This window comes from Marinobacterium mangrovicola, from assembly GCF_004339595.1.
Classification (GTDB): domain Bacteria; phylum Pseudomonadota; class Gammaproteobacteria; order Pseudomonadales; family Balneatricaceae; genus Marinobacterium_D; species Marinobacterium_D mangrovicola.
In genome coordinates, this window is sequence record NZ_SMFU01000008.1 from 98,603 (window position 1) to 121,609 (window position 23,007).

Here is a 23,007-nt window from a genome sequence, read left to right on the forward strand (position 1 = left end):
AAGAGAGGACAGGGCTTTGGATAAACCCGCAGGCCCCCCAAGAGAACTCAGCGTGGGCGAAGTATCCCAGCGCAGCGGTGTCGCCGTTTCGGCGATCCACTTTTACGAATCCAAGGGGCTGATCATCAGCAAGCGCAACAACGGCAATCAGCGTCGTTATACGCCCAGCGTGCTGCGCTACCTGGCCATCGTCAAAGTGGCCCAGCGTGCCGGTATCCCCCTGGATGAGATCAAGGAGACCCTGGGCAGCTACGAATATGGCGTAAAGATCAGCCTGGAACACTGGAAGCAGGCGTCCTCGCGCTGGAGCGAGATTCTCAATAGCCGTATTGAAACCCTGCGTCGGCTACGTGACGAGCTGGACGGCTGCATAGGCTGCGGTTGTCTTTCACTGGACGACTGTCCGCTGAAAAACCCGGATGACGTGCTCGGTGACGACGCCAGCGGGCCGGTGTTGCTGGAGCGCGAATAATGGGATGATCCCGACAGGTTGCAGTTGCCTTCTGTGGCGGCGAAAGGAAAGATAGTGAGTCAATTCCCATTCCTTGAGGCGGTTGAATGGCAAAGGGTTTTTTCCCCAAGCAGCACTGGGTCGAGGTGCTCGCCCATCTGGATAGCGACAGCACAGAACCTGTAGAGATCGAGCTCAACCAGTACGGTGTGATCGTCGATCACACGATGGTGTCGTTCATCACCGATACCGACAAGGATATCCTGCTGGAGGTTGAGCGCGCCGGTTTGCTTAAGAGTGATTTTGCAGGCCTGGTGGTGCTTGAATACCGGGCGCCAGACTGCCTGCGGATTAGCGATGAAACCGCGGGGCAGAGCGTCGATGTAAGGGTGCTGGCGCTTAAAGACGACTGACGGGACAGGGCGCGTTCGCCAGTATTAGAAAACCGCAAACTCCTCCAGCGGAACGCGGCTGGCGCGTAGCGAGTTGATCTGTTCCTCCTCATCGACGTAACCCAGGGCCAGGCCACAGGCCAGCATCAGCTCCGGAGGAGCCTGGGTAACCTCGTTAACGCTGGTGTGGAAAAAGGACCAGTAGCCCTGGGCACAGGTGCCTAGGCCTCGTGACTCCGCCAGCAGCATCAGGTTCTGCAGATACATCCCCAGATCCATCCATTGCCCCGGCCCCAGGCGCCGGTCGATATAGGCAAAGATGCCGACGCTGGCGCCGAATAGCTGGGAGTTCTTGGCGAACTGGGCGTGCCGCCCCTGTTTGTCATCACGGGCGATGCCGATCAAGCGGTAGAGATCTTCTCCCACCTCCTTGCGGCGCTCGTTATAGAGCTCCGGCAACGGGCGTGGATAGACCTCGTACTCCGGCGTGTCCATCGGTGCGCCGGACTCCAGCCGGTCTAGCATGTTAAGTTTCAGCCGCTCCAGTTTCTCGCCGGTCAGCACATACAGCTTCCAGGGCTGGAGGTTACCGTTGGATGGAGCCCTGGCCGCCAGTGTAAGGATCTCGCGCAGCAGCTCGTCCGCCACCGGCCGGTCGGTGAAGGCGCGGATGGTGCGGCGGTTAATAATGGCTGTATCGACGTTCATTAAATCACCTCATCCCTGGGGCCGGGCGTCAGACGCCCAGCCACTGGTGCTGTGTTGCTTTGTCCTCACGGATCTCGTTGGCGCTGCCACGCCAGACCACCTGGCCCTTACCGATGATCGACACATCGTCCGCGAGGCTGGTGGCGAAACCGAAGTTCTGTTCCACCAGCAGGATAGTCAGCCCCTGCTGTTTCAGGACGCTCAACTGCTTGTGGATCTGCTTGACGATAATCGGCGCCAGACCTTCGGTGGGCTCGTCCAGAATCAGCAGTTTCGGGTTCATCAGCAGAGCCCGGGCGATGGTCAGCATCTGCTGCTCGCCGCCGGAGAGTTCGTCACCATAGTTTCCGGCGCGCTCCTTGAGACGGGGAAACGCCTCGTAGATCTTCTCCAGAGTCCAGCCATTATCACCGCCGCGGTGTTGAAACCGACGCTGGGTGAGCTCCAGATTTTCCAACACGGTTAACGATGGGAAAATATCTCGGGTTTCCGGCACATAGGCGATCCCCATATCGGCCACCTTGAACGGCTGCCGACCGGAGATCTGTTCGCCATCGAACTCTACCGCGCCCGACTTGGCTTTCAACAGTCCCATCACGGTTTTCAGCGTGGTGGATTTACCCGCGCCGTTTCGACCCAGAATGGCGTGCACACGGCCGGGTTTAACCTGAAGGGAAACATCGAACAGAACCTGAGTCTCGCCGTATCCTGATTGCAGTTCGTTAATATCAAGCATCGTCCCAAGCCCCAAGATAGATTTGCTGTAACATCTCGCTTTCGCGCGCCTCGCCGGGCGTGCCTTCAAACACCACTTCGCCGTAGTTGAGCACGGTCATGCTGTCGGCCACATCGAAGGCCAGGTCCATATCGTGTTCGATAATGACGATGGTCAGTTCCCGCGACAGGCGCCCGAGCAGGCGGTGAAAAGCGCCGATCATCTCCGGGCCAACGCCGGAAGTGGGCTCATCCATCAGCAGCACGCTGGGCCGGGTCGCAAGCGCGAGGCCAACCTCCAACTGACGCCGGATACCGTAGGAAACATCCGATACTCTGGCACCCAGGTTATCTTCCAGCCCGACCTGTTCGGCGGTATCGCGTACGATCGCCTTAACGTCCGCATCCTGGAGTGAATCTTTCCAGAACCACATCGACTTTGAAGTGGATACCGCGGCCGCCAGCCCCAGGCTCTCTCCGATGGTGATGCCGTCAAACAGGGTGTTCTGCTGGTAGCTGCGGGAGAGGCCAAAGCGAGCCCGCTTCTCCACTGACCAATCGCCAACCTCCTGACCATTGACCTTGATTGAGCCGGAGTCAGGAATGATTTCGCCCACCAACTGGTTGAACAGAGTGGTCTTGCCGGCGCCGTTAGGTCCGAGAATCACGCGGCGTTCACCCTTTTCCAGGCGCATGCTCACGTTCTTGGTGACTTCCAGAGCGCCGAAGCGTTTACATAGATCGGACACCTCTAACATCTCAGTGCTCCTTTTTCAGTCCGGCGTGGGAGAGGCTGTGCTCTTTGGTTTTCTCTTTGGCCTGCTTTGGGGCTTGTTCTTTTTGCACTCTCTTGGCGCATCTTTTGGCAATACGGTGCTCGATTTCGCCATAGATACCGCGGGCTCCGGCCATCACTACGATGATCAGGATAATGCCGACGATCAGATGCCAGTGATCGGTGTAATTGCTGACTTCGTGCTTGAGCAGGACGAAGGCCGCAGCGCCGATAATCGGCCCGATCAACGTGCCGAGCCCACCCAGAATAACGATTACCAACGCTTCACCTGAGTGGGTCCAGGAGAGCAGGTTGGGTGAAATGAACATGATGTGCTGGGCACTCAGGGAGCCGGCCAGACCTAAAATCAGACCAGACAGAGCGAACACCTGGGCTTTGATCTGCACCACATTCTGTCCCAGTGCGCGGGAGCGTTTCTCGTTGTGCATGATGCCAACAAGGCTGCGGCCCAGGCCGGAGGTGAGAATGCGCCAGGCAAACAGGTAGGCGACCAACAGGCAGGCCAGGCAGAGCAGGGCAAACTGCTTGGAGTCGAACAGATCAATGCCGATCATGCTGAGGTCCAGGCGTGGAATGCCAGCCATGCCGTTGTCGCCGCCGAGGTAAGAGGACTCAAACACAAAGGAGTAAGCCATCTGACCGAAGGCGAGGGTGGCCATGATGAAGTAGATACCATGTGTCTTGGAGCAGATGGTGCCGATCACCCAGGAAACCGCGCCGGTAATCAGTGCCGCTATGCCCATGGCGAGCAGCGGGTGCAGACCGAGCTTGGCGGTAAATATCGCAAAGATATAAGCGCCCACGCCGGCCAGGGCGCCATGACAGAGTGAGACCATGCCGCCAAAGCCGGCCACCAGGTCAAGCGCCAGAACGATCATCGCCAGTATGATGATCTCGGTGAGTATTTCGACACCGAAGTACTCGGCGGTGAAAGCAGCGTAGATGCAGGCAAGCGTGAACAGCAGAAGGACCGCAGTGCGCAGTGGTGTCTGGTAAAACATCGCTTATCCTCCCTTAGCCGGAAAGAGACCGCTTGGGCGCATGACCAGAACCAGTGCCAGTAGCACATAGATCATCACCGAAGCGAGTTGAGGCGCGAAAACGGCACCGAAGGTCTGCACAAAGCCGTAGATCAGTGAGCCGACGATGGCACCTTTCAGGCTGCCGAGACCTCCGATTACGATCACGATCAGTGTGGGAATCAGGATATCCACACCCATCTCCGGCACCACGGAGAGCAGTGGTGCGGCCACTGCTCCTGCAAGGCCAGCCAGTGCACAGCCGACACAGAACACCAGGAAGAAGAGACGCTCCACGTTGATCCCCAGGCAGGCGGCCATTTTGTCATTATCGACACCTGCGCGGATCATCGCACCCAGCTGTGTTTTGGTGAGCATCAGGTGGAGTACCACCAGGGCTACCAGTCCCACTGCCATCACGAAAAAGCGGTATACCGGGTATTCGATGCCACCGATGCTGACGCGGCCGGCCAGCAGTTCTGGCACATCAAGGGCCAGTGCGAGATCACCCCAGATCAGCCGGGTGATATCGAGCAGCGCAAAGATTAGGCCGAAGGTTACCAGCACCTGAGCCATGGGACCGCTGGAGCGCATCCGCTTGATCAGGAACTGATAGAGGATCAGCCCCAGCACGGCGACCGCGAAAGGCGCCACCAGAACCCCCGCCCAGTAGCCCATCGATGCGGCGACACTGGCGGCGATGTACGCGCCCAGCGCATAGAGTGCACCGTGCGCGAGATTGACGAAGTGCATGAGTCCGAAAATAACCGTCAGCCCGACGGATAACAGAAACAGCAACATCGATAGCTGCAGAGCATTAAGCAGCTGCAGTATCCAAAAACTGATATCCATGAAACTTTCCCCAGGAACTTTGCCCAGGGCCGGACACGAGGTCCGACCCATTGCTTGTGAGCTAGCTTAGAGAGAACAGCCGTCTGCCGGAGCCTTGGTGGTAGGCAGCTGGGCAAGTACCTTCTGCGTCAGGCCATCGCCCTCGGCAACGGTCTCATACACGTACAGGGGTTGGACGATGTTGTTGCTGGCCGGGTCGATGTGGACCTCGCCACGGGGGCCGGTGAAGGAGACCTTGGAGATCGCCGCGGCGATCGACTCGCGGTCATCAGCTCCACCCTTGATCGCCAGTGCGAGCGCATGGGCGGCATCGTAGCCCGCCACCGAGTATTCGGAAGGTGAGCGGCCCTCGTTCAGCTGCTGAAACTTCTGCACGAAGCTGTTGTTCATGTCGGAGTCGATGGTGGGCACATAGTGCAGCACGGTCTTCACACCAATAGCGGCGGGGCCTTCGGCGTTAACGTACAGCGGGGAGGTGAGGAAGCCCGAGCCCATCAGCGGCAGGGATGACTTCAGGCCGAAGCTGTCGTACTGCTTGACGAAGGAGATTGCCTCGCCGCCGGCATAGAAGGTGTAGATCGCTTCGGCGCCGGAGGATTTTGCCTTGGCCAGGTACGGGCCGAAGTCCTTGGTTTTACGGAACGGGGTGTATTCGCTGCCGACCACCTGGCCGCCAGCGGCCTCGAAGGTCTTGGTGAACGCCTCGATCATCTCATGGCCGGCGGTGTAGTCCGGCGCCATGGTGTAAACCTTGGTGATGCCCTGGTCGTAAACCCACTGGCCCATGGGGCCGTTGACCTGGCTGTTGGAGAAGGAGAAACGGGAGATATAGGGGCTGCAGCTGGAACCGGTGATGCTGTCGTTACCGGCGTTGGTCACCATCAGCGGGACCTTGGCGCCGTGGACGAAATCACGCAGTGCGCCGGCAACGGCGGAGGAGACGATACCGGTCATCACATCGACCTTATCCTGCAGCACCAGCTTGCGGGCCTTGGCCAGGGACTTGCCCGGGTCCGCTTCACTGTCTTCCTTGACGATCTCTATATCGAGGTCTGGCCCAAACTCCTGAAGTCCGAGGTTGAAACCTGCTTCGATCTCGTTGCCCAGTGCGGCGTAAACGCCGGAATAGGGCAGCAGCATACCCACTTTGACAGTCTCGGCACTGACATTTGCTACGTTAAACGCGCCCAGGGTCAGTGCAGCGGCGATGGCCACTTTCTTCATGTGTAGACTCCTTATTCTTATTTTCGTCATAGGCCGGTTGTTCCAGCGCAGCAGGACCCGGCCGATCCGCTGCGTGTTTATCGATACTCGGTATCGCCTGTTATGGCTTCAGTGATCTCCTGTTTCGAGATAGGGCTGTACGACGCGCTTGAGCTCCTGAGTGCAGTCGCCGATATCGCGTCGCGAGGTATTGAGTACGTAATCTGCCTGGCTGTAATCGATCTCGCGCTCCTCAAGAATCAGTCGCAGATCCTCGATCGCCTCGTCGAAGCCGGCCATGGGGCGGGTATCCCCCTGGGACATCACCCGGGAGAGATGCTCTTCCGGTGAGGTTTTCACCCAGATGGAGAAAAAGTTTTCCAGCAGCTGATTGAAGGTTTCGGTCTGGGAAACCAGGGATCCGCCGGTTTCGAGGATCACCGGCTCGCCCATATCCAATACTTGCTGGAGCGCCTGGGACTCGATGCGGCGGAATTTTTTCTGTCCGCCCAGGTCGAGAATCGCACCGATCTTCATGCCGGCAAGCTCTTCTATCAGAGATGACAAGCGTACAAAGGGGCGTCCGGTCTGCTCGGCGAGTTGTTGTCCGAGGGTGGTCTTGCCCGCGCCCCTGAGGCCGATCAGGGCGATGCCGTGGCCGGTAGACACCTGGTCGTTGAAGCGGCGCTTGAGAATCTGCAGCGCCGTGGTCTGCTGGTCCGCATTCAGTGAAGAGATAAACCGTGCCAGCACCGGGCTGATCTGGTCCCGCTGCAGATCGGGAATCAGCGCTGAAAACGGAATATCGAACGCCTCGGCCACGCGCCAGAGGATCGCCAGGGTGATATTCGATTTGCCGGTTTCCAGCTGCGCCAGGTAACGCTCGGATACATCCGAGTGCTTGGACAGGTCCTTGCGCGTCATGCCGCGCTTGGCCCTGAGGCCACGAACCCGGCTGCCTATATCGTCGATATAGCGCTGCAGAGTTTCCTCGTTATCGAGAACGTTGTCGTTCGCTCGATCATCCATGTTTACTGCCTCCGGCATCCATGTAGTTCTGGATACGCTCACGGATATCCGTGGGGATATCGATCTTTTTCATATTCTTGTCGACGAAGACGTTGACGGTACGACCGTCCACCGCCTTGGTGCCGTCTTCCAGGAATATCTCTACATGGAAGATTACCGAAGAAGTACCGAGCTTCTCCACCAGAATCGGGCAGCGCAGCGGGCCACGCGGCGTGATCGGTTTGTAGATGTCGTAGCTGACCGAGACGAACGGGGTTCCCATGTTGTGGTCCATGTTCATCTCGAACCAGGCGATACCGACCACTTCGCGCATGAAGTGGTCAATTGCTTCGATCACGTAATCAGCGATACGTCCGGTGAAGACAATATGTGCCGCGTCGGTGTCGCTCCACTGCGGCTGTCTCAAATACTCAACGGGAGCCTGGGTCACGGTCTGGCCTCTAATCCGGTTAACTCAGTAAGTCTCGATATGGTAGCGGCCGTCATTTCTCAGTTGCTGGCGCAGCTGCGGCCAATCCAGCCCTCTATCAGCACATAGGCTGTTAAAGGTTTCCTCAACACCTTGCTCCATCCCCTTTAGTCCACAGACGTAGATATGGGTGTTTTCGTCGTTCAGCAGAGCCGCCAGGTCTTCCGCACGCTTGGCCATGCGGTGCTGGACGTACTCCTTATTGGAGTCATCGATGTTGCTGATACGTGAAAATACCAGCTCCTGGTCGAGCAGTGATTTAGGCAGCTTCTGCAGTGGGCCGAAGTAGGGCAGCTCACTGGGTGAACGGGCGCCGAAGAACAGCAGCATTTTACCCTTGCCGTGGCCGCCAAGGCGACGGCGGCGTTCGGTCATGCCGCGGAACGGTGCCGCGCCGGTGCCGGTGCATATCATGATCAGGTTGGCGTCCGGATCATTGGGCATCAGGAAGGTGCTGCCGAACGGGCCGGTAACCATTACCTCATCGTTCTTCTTCAGGTTGCACATGTAGCCGGAGCCCAGGCCCTCTTGGGTGGCGCCATCGGCCTCGAAGGTGACCCGCTTTACTGTCAGCGCCAGGTTGTTGTAGCCCGGGCGCTCACCGTCACGAGGGCTGGCGATGGAGTAAAGACGCACCTGGTGCGGTTTGCCCTTGGCATCGGTCCCGGGCGGGATAATGCCGATGGACTGGCCTTCCAGCACTGGGAAAGACTGGGCGCCGAAGTCCAGCACGATATGGTGGATATCGGACTCGGTGCCCTCTTCGGTAATGCGGTAGTTACCGGTAACCGTGGCGCGGGCAGGTTTCTCTCGCGTCCAGAGATTAATTCGGGGTTTGGAGGACGTAGCAGGTGCAGGCACTATGCCGTTACCGGCATGGGCGATCTCAAGGATATCGGTGGCTTCGCTTTCGCTGGCCTCGCTGCCATCTTCGGCACCGGAATCCTGGATTTCGATCTGCTCGGGCAGCTCGTCCCAGGAGTATTGATCGTCGAGAGAGTAAGCGTTCTCTACCACCCGCCAGCTATCGATAGCACCGGTGGGGCAGGGAGAAATACAGCTCATGCAGTAGTTACACAGATCCGCGTTAACAACGTAGTTGTCCTCGTTGTGCTCGATGGCTCCCTCGATCGGACAGTTCTCTTCGCAGGTGTTACAACGGATACAGACTTCAGGGTCGATTAGATGCTGACGTAGCGCTGTCATAACGGGCTCTCTCGATTCTTATTATTTGGGTGCCCCACCGGATTGCCGGTGGGGCGTTCTCAGCGATGGATCAGGCGAGACGAACGTATTCGAAATCACCCGGCTGGCTGTTGATGCCAACCTTGGGTTCCTTGATCCAGCCGGCATACTGACCGCGTTCATAACAGGGCTTCATCAGGCCGTTGATGAACACCAGGTCCGCTTCGCTAGGCATGTAGTTCTCCAGGTTGGCGGTGAAGGTGTCTGCGTCTACAACTTCACCTTCAGGGGTCACATTGATATCGGAGAACTGACCGATCTTGCGGTTGAATGCCTTATGCGGTGCCTTCAGTTCAAAGTCGATACCCAGCTTGGCGATCGCCTTGTTCCAGCGCTTGATGCCTCCCTTGGCATCGGTGATGTAGTCATCCAACAGGCGACTGTTGATAGCGGCGATGGCGTTCTCATCCTTCTCTACCAGCTGGCCGTCGACCACCTGCATAACCGGATAGGTTTCGTTGTAGAGCTGGTGATCGTCTTCCAGTTTCTCCTCCTTGAAGCGGCCCTTGAGACCCGCCTCGAAGGCCGCTGCCGCGTTGGTGGAGAGCTCGGCGCCGAACAGGTCGTGGGTCACCGACATGTGGAAGTTGAGCTTCTTCTGGATCGTCGGCAGATCGATAACGCCCAGGGCACGGATCGCCTCGATATCGTACGGATCGCTGATACCGGCTTCGTTCATCGCATCGCAGGTACGCTCCAGCACACGTTGAACGCCGGACTCGCCGACAAACATGTGGTGGGCTTCTTCGGTCAGCATGAAGCGGGTGGTGCGCGATAGCGGATCGAAGCCTGACTGAGCCAGAGACTCGAGCTGCATCTTGCCATCACGGTCGGTGAAGTAGGTGAACATGAAGAACGACAGCCAGTCCGGCGTCTCTTCGTTGAAGGCACCGAGAATACGCGGTTTGTCATCGTTACCGGAACGACGCTCCAGCATCATCTTGGCTTCTTCACGACCGTCCTTACCGAAGTATTTCACCAGCAGGTAGACCATCGCCCAGAGGTGGCGGCCCTCTTCCACGTTGACCTGGAACAGGTTACGCATGTCATACAGGGAAGGTGCGGTGGCACCCAGGTGACGCTGCTGCTCAACGGAAGCGGGTTCCGTATCGCCCTGAATCACGATCAGGCGGCGCAGCATGGAACGGTACTCAGCGGGAACCTCTTCCCAGACCGGCTCGCCCTTGTGCTTGCCGAACGGGATGGTGCGGCCTTCTACCTTCGGTGCCAGCAGCACACCCCAGCGGTAATCGGGCATCTTGACGTGGTCGAATACGGCCCAGCCCTTGGGGTCTACGCCGACGGCGGTGCGCAGGTAGACCTCTTTGTCGTTCCAGCCCTCGGGGCCCATATCTTTCCACCAGTCGATGTAGCCGGGGTGCCACTCTTCCAGTGCTTTCAACAGACGACGATCGCTCGAGAGGTTGACGTTGTTGGGGATCAGGTCGTCGTAATTTACTTCTACGCGTACGGATTCACTCATTTTTATTTTTCCTACCTTGCGTGATCGTTAGACACGGTTGAAGTCGAAGTTGGGGCGGGTACCCGTGCCGTAAAGCTTCAAAGCCCCCTCTTCGGATACAGCGTTGGGACGCTGGAAGATCCAGTTCTGCCAAGCTGTCAGGCGACCGAAAATCTTGGTCTCCATGGTTTCGGGGCCGGCGAAGCGCAGGTTGGCTTCCATCCCCGTGAGTGCGTCTGGTGAGAAGCTGGCGCGCAGGTCGATAACCGCGGGTACTTCATCTTCCCAGTCGATGTCATCCAGGGAGTCGGTGACCAGTCCCAGAGATTTGGCCGCGCTGGCGTCCAGCGCTTTACCAATCTGTGCTTCTGCGCGGGTCACGGATTCCGGCTCGCCAAGGAAACGGGTTTCCAGTCGGCTGATACCATTGCTCATCGGCAGTGGCCCGAAGTTCATTGCGCTGAGTTCGATGCTGGCGGCGGGACGGTCATCATCTTCGAACTGACCATCCAGCATGTAGGTGCGGTCGGAGGCGAACAGGAGCTCGGCGATGAAGCCACCGAAGCAGCTGCCCGGTTCCACCAGGGTGAACAGCGAGCGCGAGGACATGTCGACACGCTTCATGGTGCGCTTCCAGTAGGCGATCACTTCGCGGATAAACCAGTTATCGGCGTTGGCCTGCAGGAAGGCATCGGCGGCCATTACGGCGCTCAGATCGCCCTGGGTTTTCAGGCTGATCACGCCTTCGAGGGTTTCATTGGTACGCAGATGCAGCAGTGCATCGTCCAGCTCGCGAGTCAGGCGCAGCGGCCAGAACTGATCGCCCTGGGCCAGCGCCGCAGCGGCATCGGCGGGCATCTCGGCGGCGTTGGTTTTCAACGTGATGCTGGCAGTGCGCTTGTCATGATCAATGGATACGGAGACGGTGGAGTACTCGACACCGTTGTCGCTGATCTCGCGCTGCAGCGGGCTTAACTGACAGCCTGCACCGCCGGGGCGGTCGCTCAGTGCGGCCAATTCAGTGGCGCGGGTGAGCACCGCTTCAGCGAATTTGGAACGCGGAATGGACTGATCGACCAGACGCCAGTCTACGGCGCGCTGACCGCGGGCGCCCTCTTCGATGGAGCAGAAGATATCGGCATGGTCGCGACGCACCTTACGCTTATCGACCACGCGGGTCAGGCCGCCGGTACCCGGCAGTACGGCCAGCAGCGGCACTTCCGGCAGAGAAACAGCAGAGTTGCCGTCATCAATCAGCAGGATTTCGTCGGTGGCCAGGGCCAGCTCGTAGCCGCCGCCGGCAGCGGTGCCGTTAACAGCGGCAATAAATTTCATGCCGGAGTTTTCGCTGGCGTCTTCGATGGAGTTACGGGTCTCGTTGGTGAACTTACAGAAGTTAACCTTGTGGGCGTGGGTGGAGAGACCCAGCATGCGGATGTTTGCGCCAGCGCAGAAGATCTTTTCGTTGGCAGAGGTCACGACAACCGTTTTGACTTCCGGATGTTCGAAGCGCAGACGTTGAATGGCATCGTAAAGCTCGATATCCACACCAAGGTCATAAGAGTTCATCTTCAGCTCGTAGCCCGGCTTGAGCGTCGCTTCTGGGGAGACGTCCATCACCAGGGTGGCAATGTCACCGTCAAACTTCAGCTTCCAGTGCTTGTACTCAGAGGGTTGGGTTTGGAAATCGATCATCTCTTGTCCTCGGTTATTATTTTTAAGAGCGTGATATGTAATATAGTGCATGCTTCTTTGATGTTCCACAATAAAGTGCAATATGTTTACTTGAAAATGACTAATAGTTCCTATCTGGTCGTTGAGTGGGGCTCAAAGTGGTACCGGAAGTACTCAGACGCGCTCGATAATCGCTGCGATACCCTGGCCTACACCGATACACATGGTGCAAAGTGCATATCGGCCGCCGGAGCGATGCAGCTGGTAGGTGGCGGTGGTCACCAGGCGGGCGCCACTCATGCCAAGCGGGTGACCCAGCGCAATTGCGCCTCCCTGGGGATTGATGCGGGGGTCTGCCGGGTCCAGATTCAGTCCTTTCATAACGCCCAGGGCCTGGGACGCGAATGCTTCGTTGAGCTCGATAAGGTCCATCTGCTCAAGGCTGAGGCCGGTCAGGCGTAGCACCCGTTTGACCGCATCGATGGGGCCTACTCCCATGATGCGCGGGTCGACTCCCGCGGTGGCCATGCCCAGTACGCGGGCCTTGGGCTCAAGCTGATGACTGTTGCAGGCCGACTCGCTCGCCAGTAGCAGCGCACAAGCGCCATCATTGATACCGGAAGCGTTGCCGGCGGTGACCGAGCCGCCCTCGCCGTTGACCGGTTTCAGGCTGGCCAGTTTTTCCAACTGGGTGTCCGGGCGCAGATGCTCGTCGCGATCGACACGCAGAGGATCCCCCTTGCGTTGCGGAATCTGGATCTCCAGGATCTCATCGTCGAACAGCCCCTTGCTTTGCGCAGCGTGGGCCTTCTGCTGACTGTTAAAAGCGAACAGATCCTGGTCTTCTCTGGATATCTGATATTCCGCGGCCACGTTGTCCGCGGTCTGCGGCATGGTGTCGACGCCATGCATCTGCTTTAGCAGCGGGTTGATAAAGCGCCACCCCATGGTGGTGTCTTCCAGCTTGTGGCTGCGCGCGAAAGCACTTTCCGCTTTGCCCATGACGAAGGGCGCACGGGACATGGACTCGACACCGCCCGCCAGGGCGATCTCCAGCTCGCCGGCCTTGATCGCCCGTGCCTGGGTGCCGACAGCATCGAGGCCTGAGCCGCACAGACGGTTGACCGTGGCAGCGGGCACGCTGGAGGGCAGCCCCGCCAGCAGTGCCGACATGCGCGCCACGTTGCGGTTGTCTTCGCCGGCCTGGTTGGCGCAACCCATCAGAACATCATCGATGGCGGCCGGATCAAAGCTGGGCAGCGTCTTGAGTGTGCCGGCGATCACCTGTGCCAGGAGATCATCAGGTCGAATACCGGCCAAAGAGCCTGCGTAACGGCCAATGGCAGAGCGTTTGGCCGCGCAAATAAAGGCTTCAGACATCAGAGTTCTCCTTGAGCTGCATAAAACGACTGGCCCAGACGGGACTGAACACGCAGCGCCGGCGACAGGCGATAGCGGTCGTCGGCATAAAAACGTGCGGTGTTTTCCAGCACCTCGGCTACATAGGCCGGGCGCAGCTGGTCGGCCCATGCAAACAGACCCTGTGGATAATTGAGGCCTGCCTGCATCGCATCGTCGATACCCTGGGCGCTGGCGATTCCCAGGTGCAGTGCATCGCAGGCTTCGTTGATCAGCATGGCAACGGTGCGCATCACTACCAGTCCGGGCATGTCCTTGACGCGGATGCTTTTGATACCGAGGAAGTCGAGCAGAGCGTAAACCTCGGTCCAGACCTCTTCTGGCAGTTCCGGTCGGGCACTGATCGCCAGGGCGGTGCAGCTGGTGTAGTCCTGGGCCAGATCCATCTGAATCAGGAAGGGATCGTTCATCGCCTGGCTGCGCTCCAGCGTGGTCTGGCCGTTCGTCAGCATCAGGCGGGCGCCGTTGGCAAAGCGGATCTCGCCGGTTTCGCCCTCGGACAGTTGGGGGATAACGACCCCGCTATCCTGAATCCGTGTCACTAGGGCACCGATTGCCGGCGAGTTGACCACTTCGCGAATCTGGAAAAAACCGCCGAAGCGGATTTCGTCCCATTCCGGTTCCTCTGCCTGTTGTTTGCCCTCTTCGTAGCGGTAGAAGCCACGGCCGGACTTGCGTCCCAGCCAGCCGGCATCGACCAGCTCTTTCTGTACCAGTGAAGGTTTAAAACGGGGGTCGTTGTAGTAGGACGCGAACACCGAGCAGGTGACGGCGTAGTTCACATCCTGACCGATCAGATCGGTGAGCTCGAACGGCCCCATGCGGAAGCCGCCGCTCTGGCGCATCAGTGCATCGACCAGGGCGGGTTCGGCAACGCCCTCTTCAACCAGTCGCATCCCCTCGGCATAGAAGGGACGGGCGACGCGGTTGACGATAAAGCCAGGAGAAGACTTGGCAGCGACGGCCACCTTGCCCCAGCCTTTGGTAAGCTCGAGCAGCGTATCGATCACCGGCCCGGCCGTGGCCAGGCCATGAATCACCTCGACCAGCTTCATCACCGGCGCGGGGTTGAAAAAGTGCAGACCGGCAAAGCGCTCCGGGTGTTTCAGTGCCGAGGCGATGGAGGTGATGGATATCGATGAGGTGTTGCTGGCAAGAATCGTGGTATCGCTGCAGATGGTTTCCAGCTCGGCAAACACCGACTGCTTCACCTCCAGCTTCTCTACGATCGCCTCAACTACCAGCTGGGTGTCGGCCAGAGCGCTGAGCTCCTGGGCGGGGTTGATGCGGTTGCCGATCTCATCGGCTGCAGCCGCAGTGATCTTGCCTTTCTCGGCCAGTCGGCTCAGGGCCTTACGGATGCCTGCGATGCCGCGCTCCAGCGCTTCGGCGTTCATATCCACGAGGATCACCGGATGACCGGCCTGGGCCGCCACCTGGGCGATGCCGGCACCCATGGTGCCTGCGCCGATAACGCCGACGGTTTTAATGGCGTCGGCGGTGAGATAGTTAGTTGTCATGGCATTACTTCTTATTATTCAGAAAAGCGTTAACGCGCTCCCAGAACGCCGGGTTGCGTCCGGCCAGCTTCTGGCAGCTGCTCTCGAGTTCGAGCTGGGTCGCGAAGTCGTTTTCAAACGCCAGGTACATGGAGCGCTTGATCAGCTCCATACCCAGCGCCGGACGACCGGTGAGTTTGGCGATCATCTCCTGCAGGTAGGTATCGAACCGGTCGTCGTCCACCGCCGCCCAGATCAGGCCCCAGCGTTCAGCCGTTTCCGCATCCACCGCTTCGCCGAGCAGTGCTATCGCCAGCGCCCGGGACTGGCCCAGGTTACGTACCAGTGTTGAGGTGCCGCCGGCATCCGGTATCAGTCCCAGATGGCTGAACGGGAAGGTGAACTTGGCGGAGCGCTTGGCAATCACAATATCGGCGGCCAGCGCCAGAGAGGCGCCAGCACCGGCCGCAACGCCATTGACGGCAGCGATCACTGGCACCGGCAGATCGCGCAGGGCGGCTACCAGCGGGCTGTAGGTCTGTTTCAGAGAGTCGCCCAGGTCTGGCTTGGGCTGACCTTCAGGAATGCGGCGCTCCTCCAGATCCTGGCCGGCACAGAACGCCCGTCCTTCGCCGGTCAGCACCAGAACCCTGAGGCCCTCCATCCTTTTGATCTGCTTGATCGCCTGTTTCAGCTCGCGGTGCATCTCGCTGCTGAAACTGTTCAGGCGGGCCGGACGGTTGAGGCGTAGCTCCGCTACGCCCTCCGCTTCGCTGAGAATCAGCGTTTCAAATGCCGGGGCTTCGCTCATTATCAGAGCTCCTCACCTAGCAGGGTGCTGGCGCGGGCAGCATTGGTCTGCACGGCGGTGCGTACATGGTAGAAGGCGAGGCCGCGCAGACCGCCCAGCTCCTGGCCGCCACCGGCCCGGCCCGGACCACCGTGGTTACACATCGGCATCACGTTGCCGTGGCCGGAGTGGCTGCGGGCGATGCTGTCATCGACGATCAGCAGACGGCCGTGGCTTGAGGCCAGTTCGGTCACGGCGCTGATGGCAAAGCCGTCATCGTTGCTGAATACGGAGCTGACCAGCGAGCCACCGCCGCGACGCACCAGGTCGAAGAGCTGGGCGTCATCGTCGTAAGGCAGTAGCGTGGCCACCGGGCCGAACACTTCGGTCTCATGCACCAGGCTGGCCTCGGCCGGGTTGGCGCAGAGCATCAATTTCGGGGTGAAATAGTACCCGCCCGCTTCGCCATCGATGCTGCCGGAATCGCCCTCAAAGACCAGCTCGCATTCGCCGGCGAGGCGAGTGCTGCCTTCGATAGCGGCGGTTTTCTGGGCTGCGCTCACCAAAGGCCCCAGGGTGACGCCTTCCCGTTTAGGATCGCCGGCTTTGGCTTTAGCAAGCTTCGCGATCAGCGCACTCTGTGCGGCTTCAAGCTGGGAGCGGGGCACAAAGATACGGCGGATGGCGGTGCACTTCTGGCCAGCCTTGATGGTCATCTCGCGGGAAACTTCGTGAATGAAGGATTTGAAACCGTTGGATTCCGCATCCAGGTCGGGGCCAAGAATCGACGAGTTGATGCTGTCCGCCTCGGCGTTGAAGCGCACGTTCTCGCTGATCATGCGCGGATGGCTCGCCAGCGCTGCGGCTGTTTCCGCAGAGCCTGTGAAGGCGACCGCATCCTGGCCGGTGATGTGATCGAGGATATCGCGACCGCCACCGGCAACCAGGCTGATGGCGCCCGGCGGCAGAATCTCGGCATCGACGATATCCTTCACCATGGCATAGGCCACCGGCAGCGTGGAGGTCGCCGGCTTGATCAGCATGGGGACGCCGGAAAGCAGCGCCACGGCCACTTTCTCCAGCATCCCCCAGCCGGGGAAGTTGAAGGCGTTGATATGTACGGCAACGCCGCGCAGCGGTGTCATCAGGTGCACGGCGCGGAAGTTTTCATCCTTGGTGACCTGCTCGGCGGCACCATCGGTGAGCCAGTGACGCTCGCCCAGCCCCTTGGCTAGCGACGCGTAATATTTCACCGTGCCGATACCACCCTCCACATCGAGAAAAGTGTCCATCTCGGTGGCGCCGTTGTTACGGTAGCTGAGATCGGCGTAGTGCTCTTTGTTGGCCTCCAGGGTCTTGGCGATGCTGCGCAGCAGCTGGCCGCGTTCGGCATAGCTGAGTTTTCGCAGGGCGCTGCCGCCCTCGCTGCGGGCGTATTCCATCGCCTGGCCCATGTCCGCGGAACAGGCGGCAACTTCACCCATCTCCGACCCATCCAGGGCGCAGTAAACTTTTGCAGCAAGATCGCCGTTGTCCTGCCATTGGCCCGAGAGATAGCTACTGATACGCATACTGGCTCCTTGAGGTTTTAAACTGTCTGGTATTTGCTGATGAATCCGCTGATGGCGCCGATCAGTTCGGCGGGCGCATCGCGATGAATGGCGTGGCGGCAGTTGGGCAGAAGTACCGGTTCACAGGCGCCTCCGGCCTGTCTGCAGATCGCGTTGATCTGGTCGGTGGTGCCGTATTCGTCGTTTTCACCCTGCACCGCCATCAGAGGCACACGGATGCCGGGGAGGTATTCCTCGATGTTCCATGCCATGAAGTCAGGGTGCAGCCAGGCCTGGTTCCAGCCCCAGAACGCCACGTCCACGTTGTCGCCGTGGTAGCGCGCCAGAGAATCCCGTAACCCGCCCTGTTCGTAGACCTCTTTGGCCTGCTCGATGCTGGCCACGCAGACCGGTTCATTGAACACATGGGCGGCCAGGGTGATGACGCCGCTGATGCGGGGATCGGCACAGGAGCCGGCATGGATCAGCGCGATCGAACCGCCATCGCTGTGGCCCACCAGCATCAGCTTTTTATAGTCGAGACTGGCCAGAATTTTCGGTAGCCAGACCTCGGCTTCCTCATGCATGTAGCTCAGCGGGCGTGGCACCTTCACCGGGGAGGAGTCGCCGTAACCTGCGCGGCTGTACGCCACCACATCCATGCCGGTGGCATCGGCCAGTGCCTGGGGAAAGTTTTTCCACAGGGCGACACAGCCCAGACCTTCATGCAGAAGTACAAAGGCGCTGTCAGGAAACAGGTAGGCTTCAGGCGTGAATACCCTGGTTTCGTGGCGGCGGCCATCGATATCGATAAACATGCTCACTCTTCCAGCTGACGCAGTTTGAAACGCTGGATCTTGCCGGTGGCGGTCTTCGGCAGCTCCTCGACATAGACAAACCAGCGCGGGTACTTATAGGGCGCCAGCTGCGATTTAACGAAATCCTTCAGCTCGGCGTTGAGCTCGTCGCTGGCCTCGAAACCTTCGTTGAGCACGATGTAGGCCTTGGGCTTGATCAGCTCATCTTCCTGTTTGGCACCGATGACCGCTGCTTCCAGCACCGCCGGATGCTGGATCAGCGTGGCTTCCACTTCAGCGGGTGAGACGTAGATGCCGCTGACCTTGAGCATGTCATCGCTGCGACCGGCATAGACGTAGGATCCCTCGTCGTTGATGTAGTACTTGTCGCCGCTGTGGGTCCAGCGTCCCTTGAAGGTGGCGGTGGTTTTGCCGCGGTTATTCCAGTACATGATGGCGCTGCTGGGGCCTGATACCTCCAGGTCGCCGATCTCGCCCTTGGGTACCTCGTTGCCGTCGATATCCACCAGACGGATCTCGTAACCGGGTACCGGTGTGCCGGTGGTGCCCGGGCGCACATCGTCGATACGGTTGGAAAGATAGACATGCAGCATCTCGGTGGAGCCGATGCCGTCGATGATTTCGGTGCCAAAGGCGTTGCGCCAGCGGGTCTGCAGCTCTGCCGGCAGTGCTTCGCCGGCGGAGGTGCCGATGCGAATCGCCAGCTCCTCTTTATTGGGGATCTCCTTGGAGGCGAGCATGCCGGCGTAAAGTGTAGGCACGCCACAGAACACCGTAGGCTGGTGTTCGACCAGACGCTTGAACACCGCATCAGGTGTGGGGCGTTCCGCCATCAGGACGGTGGTAGCGCCAAATGCCAGCGGAAAGCTCAGGGCGTTGCCGAGTCCGTAGGCGAAGAACAGTTTCGCTGCGGAGAAGATACGGTCGTTTTCGTCGATCTTGAGAATCTGGCGGCCGAACAATTCGGCGGTGTAGATCATTGAGGAGTGGATATGGACTGTGCCTTTTGGGGCGCCGGTGGAGCCGGAAGAGTAGAGCCAGAAACAGGGATCGTCGCTGGTGGTGGCCGGGCTCTCAAACTGATCGCTGCCGCGCTCCTCAAGCTGATGGATTGATATATGGCTGTCGATCCCTTTCTTGTCCGCGATGATCAGTGCTTCCAGAGTGGGGATCTCTTCCAGAAAGGGCTCGAACTCATCGCAGAGATGCGGGGAGATCACCGCCACCTTGGCGCGGCAGTCCCTGAGCATGTAGGCGTAATCTTTAGGTGTCAGCAGGGTGTTGACCGCCACCGGAACCACGCCGGCCTTGATGGCGCCAAGAAAGGCTACCGGCCAGTCGATGCTATCCAGAGCACAAAGAAACAGGCGCTGCTCCTGCAGCAGTCCGAGTGAGGCTAGGGCGGAACCAAAACGGTTGGAGCGACGGTCGAGCTCGCCGTAGGTGCATTCACCGTTATCGTCGATGTAAGCCAGTTTGTCGCTGCGACCGGCCTGGATATTTCTTTCCATCAGGTCGCGGGCGGCGTTGTAGATACGCGGTATATCGATTTCAGGGGGAGTCTGCGTGTGATCACACACGCTGATAGCGTTTGCCATGATTAGAACCCTACTTATTTTTATATCGTCTTAAACAGGCGTGGCAGGTGATCAGTTACGCGTGAACTCGATAGCACCTTCCGGGAGTAGATAGAGCACAAAGGCTTCGCCACCGGTGACGGTGGGTTTGTGGGCTGACCCTGGTGGATAGACCTTCCAGCCCTCAGAGGTGCCATCAAAGGCGGCGCCATCGGTGAGAGGGAGGATCAGGTCGATCTCGCCATTGGGGTGGGCGTGATGAGGTCCGACAACGTCTTTCATCAGGACAATATCGACGCTGAGGTTATGCAGGTCAGCGGACGGTTTGATAACGCGGCCAAAACGGATGCCGCCGGCCTCGTGCTGGCAGATCCAGCCCTCTTCGGTGCCGCGGTTGCAGATGGAGAGGAGGTTTTGATACCACTCGCCGTCGTGGGGGAAGTGGGTGTTCAGTTCGTCAGCCAGTGCAGGATCAATGGTTTTACCGTTGATAAAATTGGCCACAGGCTCGATCAGATCGTGCAGTAGTTGGGTGCTCATAGACTCAGCTCTTGTATTATTTTTCTGGTTCGCGCTGGTATCACTGTGCAATGTGAATTGATTTATAGTGCATAATCGTAATTTGTGTCAATGCATGATAATGCATCATTTGCCGCTGTAGCTTGCAGGCCGTTTCTCCCTGAATGCGGCAATACCCTCCTGTTTATCAGTGCTGGAGAGCAGTTTTGCGAACTCCTCGCGCTCAATCATCAGACCCTGATCCAGGAGCTGATCTGAAGCGGCATTGACTGCACGCTTGATGCTGGCCGTCGCAAGGGGCGCTTTTTTACTGATCAGTCCGGCTACTTCGAGACTGCGTTCCAGTGTCAGTTCCGGTTCACAGAGTTCAGTGACCAAGCCGATATTCAGAGCTTCTGAAGCGTTAATAAACTCTCCTGTCAGTATCCAGCGCATCGCTTTCGCCTTGCCGGCAAGCTGGGTCAGGCGCTGGGTACCGCCGGCCCCCGGCAGTATCGCCAAGTTCACTTCCGGCTGGCCGAACTGAGCGTTATTGCCCGCAATCAGGAAGTCACAGAGCATCGCCAGCTCGTTGCCGCCGCCCAGACAGAAGCCGTTTATCGCACCGATCAGTGGTTTGTTAAGCGAGCGGATTACGGCCCAGTGCTGGTTGCGTGGATCCGTGGCGACCATCTCGCCAGTCTTGTTTGCCAGCTCATCGATATCGGCGCCAGCGGCAAAGGCACGGTCGCTGCCGGTGATTACCATCACCGCAACGCTGGGGTCCTGGTCTGCCGTTGTCAGTGCGTCGGCGATCTGACCGAGCATGGCGTTTGACAGGGCGTTCAGTTCCCGTGGCCGGTTCAGCTGGATAAGAAGCACCGCCTCCTGTTGCATGAACAGGAGGTTGGGGAAGCGTTCGGCAGAGTAGGGCGACTGGGCCGTCATAGGGAAACTCCATCACTTTTTATGGTTGTATTTGTGTACGGAAGATGAAATATAGTACATGTTAGAGTGTCGAATAAACTCAAGGATAATAAGAACTATGCCTTTCTATCGACTCGACGGGGTTACGCCCGTTGTAGATCCCTCCTCCTATGTGCATCCAACCGCCGTCATCATCGGTGATGTCATTATCGGCCCGCACTGCTATATCGGCCCGCTGGCCAGCCTGCGTGGTGACTTCGGCCCGATCCGTCTGGGATATGGTGTGAATATTCAGGATGCCTGCGTGGTACACAGCTTTCAGGACCTGACTGTTCAGGTTGATGACTACGCCCATATAGGTCATGGAGCTACGCTGCATGGCTGTCAGATCCGCTCCGGTGCCATGGTGGGCATGAGCGCCACTGTCATGGACAAGGCTGAAATAGGCGAGCGCTGCTTTGTCGCCGCCCACAGCTTTGTCAAAACCGGCGATCGATTTGAGGCGGGGCAGATGATTATGGGCACTCCCGCCAAGGCGGTACGAGCGTTGGCCGAAGAGGAGATGGCCTGGAAGCACTCGGGTACCGAGGCCTACATCGAACTGGCCGATCGCTGCTTGCGATCCTGTGTCGAAACCGCACCGCTAAGCCAGGTTGAGGAAAACCGGCCCAGCATCCATTTCGACACCAAGGTAGCCACCAAGCAGGACACACTCAATAACAACTAATTCGGAGGTGCATCCAATGGGACTCAACACTCTGGGCGGTCAGCCCGTCTCCAAACTCTGCCTGGGCACCATGACCTGGGGCGAACAGAACACTGAAGCCGAAGCGCATTCGCAGATCGACTTCGCGCTGGAACGCGGAATCAATTTCATGGATACCGCGGAGATGTATCCGGTGCCGCCGGTGGCGGAAACCGCGGGGCGCAGCGAGGAGTACATCGGCAGCTGGATCGAGAAATCCGGCAAGCGCGACCGCTGGATCATCGCCAGCAAGGCGGCAGGTCCGGGCCGCGCCCTGGAATACATGCGCGGTGGTCCCAAGCATACCCGAGACCAGTTGAAGGCAGCGGTCGACGCCAGCCTGAAGCGGCTGAAAACCGATTATCTCGATCTCTATCAGCTGCATTGGCCTGACCGGAACACCAATATCTTTGGCCAGCTGGGGTATCGCCATAAAGAGATCGATGAAACCCCGGTGGATGAGATTCTGCGCGGGCTTCAGGACCTGGTGCAGTCCGGTAAGATCCGCGCCTTTGGCCTTTCCAACGAGAATCCCTGGGGCGTGATGAAGTTTCTGCATTACGCCGAGGTAGAGGGGCTGCCCAGGGCAGAGACGGTGCAGAACCCTTACAGCCTGCTCAACCGGACCTATGAGAGCGGGCTGGCCGAGATATCCCATCGCGAGGATATCGGTCTGATGGCCTATTCGCCGCTGGCGTTCGGCATGCTGAGCGGCAAATACCGTCATGGTCAGCAACCGGAAAACGCCCGCCTGACCCTGTTTGAGCGTTTCGCCCGTTACTCGGGGCCGGAGGCGGTTGCGGCAACCGAAAAATACTGTCTTCTGGCAGAACAGAACGGCTTGAACCCGGCGCAGATGGCGTTGGCGTTCGTAAACAGCCGACCGTTTCTACTGTCGACCATTATCGGCGCTACCTCACTCGAACAGCTCGAAATCAATATCGGCAGCCTCGATGTTGAACTGGATCAGGATCTCTTAAAAGCCATTGAGGCAATCCATCGGGGCTTTCCGAATCCGGCTCCTTAGGCTGATTCACTGATAATTCCCATATAGCGCCAGTCCCTGCTTATATCGAGGCTGGTGCTGCTGATTTTTTAAGTCTTCTGAACTCGTCTCTTTTTGATTTTCGTATAAACCTGAGATTTTTATCCTGCGTGTTTTATCTGTCT

23 protein-coding genes are annotated in these 23,007 nt (G+C 58.8%); 4 read left to right on the plus strand and 19 right to left on the minus strand.

What is annotated here, in order from left to right; all coding sequences use genetic code 11:
- The first annotated feature begins 16 nt into the window (after window positions 1-16).
- Together soxR and CLV83_RS08980 are read left to right on the plus strand one after the other, a co-directional pair.
- Window positions 17-472: a redox-sensitive transcriptional activator SoxR gene (soxR, locus tag CLV83_RS08975; RefSeq protein ID WP_132290746.1), complete on the plus strand. Its 456-nt coding sequence runs from the start codon at window positions 17-19 to the stop codon at window positions 470-472.
- An 86-nt stretch (window positions 473-558) separates the two neighbouring features.
- On the plus strand, window positions 559-864 hold the full coding sequence (locus CLV83_RS08980) for a hypothetical protein (protein ID WP_132290749.1): 306 nt from the start codon (window positions 559-561) through the stop codon (window positions 862-864).
- Between the two features lie 24 nt (window positions 865-888).
- On the opposite strand, the gene CLV83_RS08985 is transcribed toward CLV83_RS08980, so the two are convergent.
- The 19 genes from CLV83_RS08985 to CLV83_RS09075 all read right to left on the minus strand — a co-directional run bounded on the left by CLV83_RS08985 (window position 889) and on the right by CLV83_RS09075 (window position 21,113).
- Window positions 889-1,551 (minus strand): nitroreductase, encoded by a 663-nt coding sequence (locus CLV83_RS08985; RefSeq protein WP_132290752.1) that lies wholly within the window; start codon window positions 1,549-1,551, stop codon window positions 889-891.
- Between the two features lie 28 nt (window positions 1,552-1,579).
- Window positions 1,580-2,287 carry an ABC transporter ATP-binding protein gene (locus CLV83_RS08990; protein ID WP_132290755.1) on the minus strand — a complete coding sequence of 236 codons (708 nt, stop codon included), beginning with the start codon at window positions 2,285-2,287 and terminating at the stop codon, window positions 1,580-1,582.
- A complete protein-coding gene (locus tag CLV83_RS08995; RefSeq protein WP_132290758.1) occupies window positions 2,280-3,023 on the minus strand; it encodes an ABC transporter ATP-binding protein in 744 nt (247 codons plus the stop codon). Before CLV83_RS08995 ends, CLV83_RS08990 begins: the two co-directional genes overlap by 8 nt.
- Before the next feature lies 1 nt (window position 3,024).
- Window positions 3,025-4,062 carry a branched-chain amino acid ABC transporter permease gene (locus CLV83_RS09000; protein ID WP_132290761.1) on the minus strand — a complete coding sequence of 346 codons (1,038 nt, stop codon included), beginning with the start codon at window positions 4,060-4,062 and terminating at the stop codon, window positions 3,025-3,027.
- Between the two features lie 3 nt (window positions 4,063-4,065).
- Complete coding sequence (locus CLV83_RS09005) at window positions 4,066-4,932, minus strand: branched-chain amino acid ABC transporter permease (RefSeq protein ID WP_132290764.1); 867 nt, start codon at window positions 4,930-4,932, stop codon at window positions 4,066-4,068.
- 66 nt (window positions 4,933-4,998) lie between these two features.
- On the minus strand, window positions 4,999-6,156 hold the full coding sequence (locus CLV83_RS09010) for an ABC transporter substrate-binding protein (protein WP_132290767.1): 1,158 nt from the start codon (window positions 6,154-6,156) through the stop codon (window positions 4,999-5,001).
- Between the two features lie 108 nt (window positions 6,157-6,264).
- Window positions 6,265-7,164, minus strand: a complete 900-nt coding sequence (locus tag CLV83_RS09015; protein WP_165900271.1) for a helix-turn-helix transcriptional regulator — start codon at window positions 7,162-7,164, stop codon at window positions 6,265-6,267.
- Entirely contained in the window at window positions 7,157-7,594 is a 438-nt protein-coding gene (locus CLV83_RS09020) for an acyl-CoA thioesterase (protein WP_132290773.1), read from the minus strand. Before CLV83_RS09020 ends, CLV83_RS09015 begins: the two co-directional genes overlap by 8 nt.
- Before the next feature lie 24 nt (window positions 7,595-7,618).
- Window positions 7,619-8,839, minus strand: coding sequence for a benzoyl-CoA 2,3-epoxidase subunit BoxA (boxA, locus tag CLV83_RS09025; RefSeq protein WP_132290776.1), 1,221 nt, complete (start codon window positions 8,837-8,839; stop codon window positions 7,619-7,621).
- Window positions 8,840-8,909: 70 nt separating this feature from the next.
- Window positions 8,910-10,361, minus strand: a complete 1,452-nt coding sequence (gene boxB / locus CLV83_RS09030) for a benzoyl-CoA 2,3-epoxidase subunit BoxB (protein ID WP_132290779.1) — start codon at window positions 10,359-10,361, stop codon at window positions 8,910-8,912.
- 27 nt (window positions 10,362-10,388) lie between these two features.
- Window positions 10,389-12,035 carry a 2,3-epoxybenzoyl-CoA dihydrolase gene (boxC, locus tag CLV83_RS09035; protein WP_243642347.1) on the minus strand — a complete coding sequence of 549 codons (1,647 nt, stop codon included), beginning with the start codon at window positions 12,033-12,035 and terminating at the stop codon, window positions 10,389-10,391.
- Window positions 12,036-12,188: 153 nt separating this feature from the next.
- On the minus strand, window positions 12,189-13,394 hold the full coding sequence (gene pcaF / locus CLV83_RS09040) for a 3-oxoadipyl-CoA thiolase (protein WP_132290785.1): 1,206 nt from the start codon (window positions 13,392-13,394) through the stop codon (window positions 12,189-12,191).
- A complete protein-coding gene (locus CLV83_RS09045; RefSeq protein WP_132290788.1) occupies window positions 13,394-14,953 on the minus strand; it encodes a 3-hydroxyacyl-CoA dehydrogenase in 1,560 nt (519 codons plus the stop codon). The genes pcaF and CLV83_RS09045 overlap by 1 nt, the downstream gene beginning before the upstream one ends.
- A 4-nt stretch (window positions 14,954-14,957) precedes the next feature.
- Window positions 14,958-15,743, minus strand: coding sequence for an enoyl-CoA hydratase-related protein (locus CLV83_RS09050; protein WP_132290791.1), 786 nt, complete (start codon window positions 15,741-15,743; stop codon window positions 14,958-14,960).
- A 2-nt stretch (window positions 15,744-15,745) separates the two neighbouring features.
- A complete protein-coding gene (locus CLV83_RS09055; protein ID WP_132290794.1) occupies window positions 15,746-17,293 on the minus strand; it encodes a 3,4-dehydroadipyl-CoA semialdehyde dehydrogenase in 1,548 nt (515 codons plus the stop codon).
- 17 nt (window positions 17,294-17,310) lie between these two features.
- Complete coding sequence (locus CLV83_RS09060) at window positions 17,311-18,090, minus strand: alpha/beta fold hydrolase (protein WP_132290797.1); 780 nt, start codon at window positions 18,088-18,090, stop codon at window positions 17,311-17,313.
- A 2-nt stretch (window positions 18,091-18,092) separates the two neighbouring features.
- Complete coding sequence (locus tag CLV83_RS09065) at window positions 18,093-19,688, minus strand: benzoate-CoA ligase family protein (RefSeq protein ID WP_132290800.1); 1,596 nt, start codon at window positions 19,686-19,688, stop codon at window positions 18,093-18,095.
- A 51-nt stretch (window positions 19,689-19,739) separates the two neighbouring features.
- Entirely contained in the window at window positions 19,740-20,207 is a 468-nt protein-coding gene (locus tag CLV83_RS09070) for a 4-hydroxylaminobenzoate lyase (protein WP_132290803.1), read from the minus strand.
- A 105-nt stretch (window positions 20,208-20,312) separates the two neighbouring features.
- Window positions 20,313-21,113, minus strand: a complete 801-nt coding sequence (locus CLV83_RS09075) for an enoyl-CoA hydratase-related protein (protein ID WP_243642348.1) — start codon at window positions 21,111-21,113, stop codon at window positions 20,313-20,315.
- Window positions 21,114-21,210: 97 nt separating this feature from the next.
- Between CLV83_RS09075 and CLV83_RS09080 the strand changes: the two genes are divergently transcribed.
- Window positions 21,211-21,819, plus strand: a complete 609-nt coding sequence (locus tag CLV83_RS09080) for an acyltransferase (protein WP_132290806.1) — start codon at window positions 21,211-21,213, stop codon at window positions 21,817-21,819.
- A gap of 16 nt (window positions 21,820-21,835) precedes the next feature.
- Window positions 21,836-22,864 carry an NADP(H)-dependent aldo-keto reductase gene (locus CLV83_RS09085; RefSeq protein WP_132290809.1) on the plus strand — a complete coding sequence of 343 codons (1,029 nt, stop codon included), beginning with the start codon at window positions 21,836-21,838 and terminating at the stop codon, window positions 22,862-22,864.
- The last annotated feature ends 143 nt before the right edge of the window (window positions 22,865-23,007 follow it).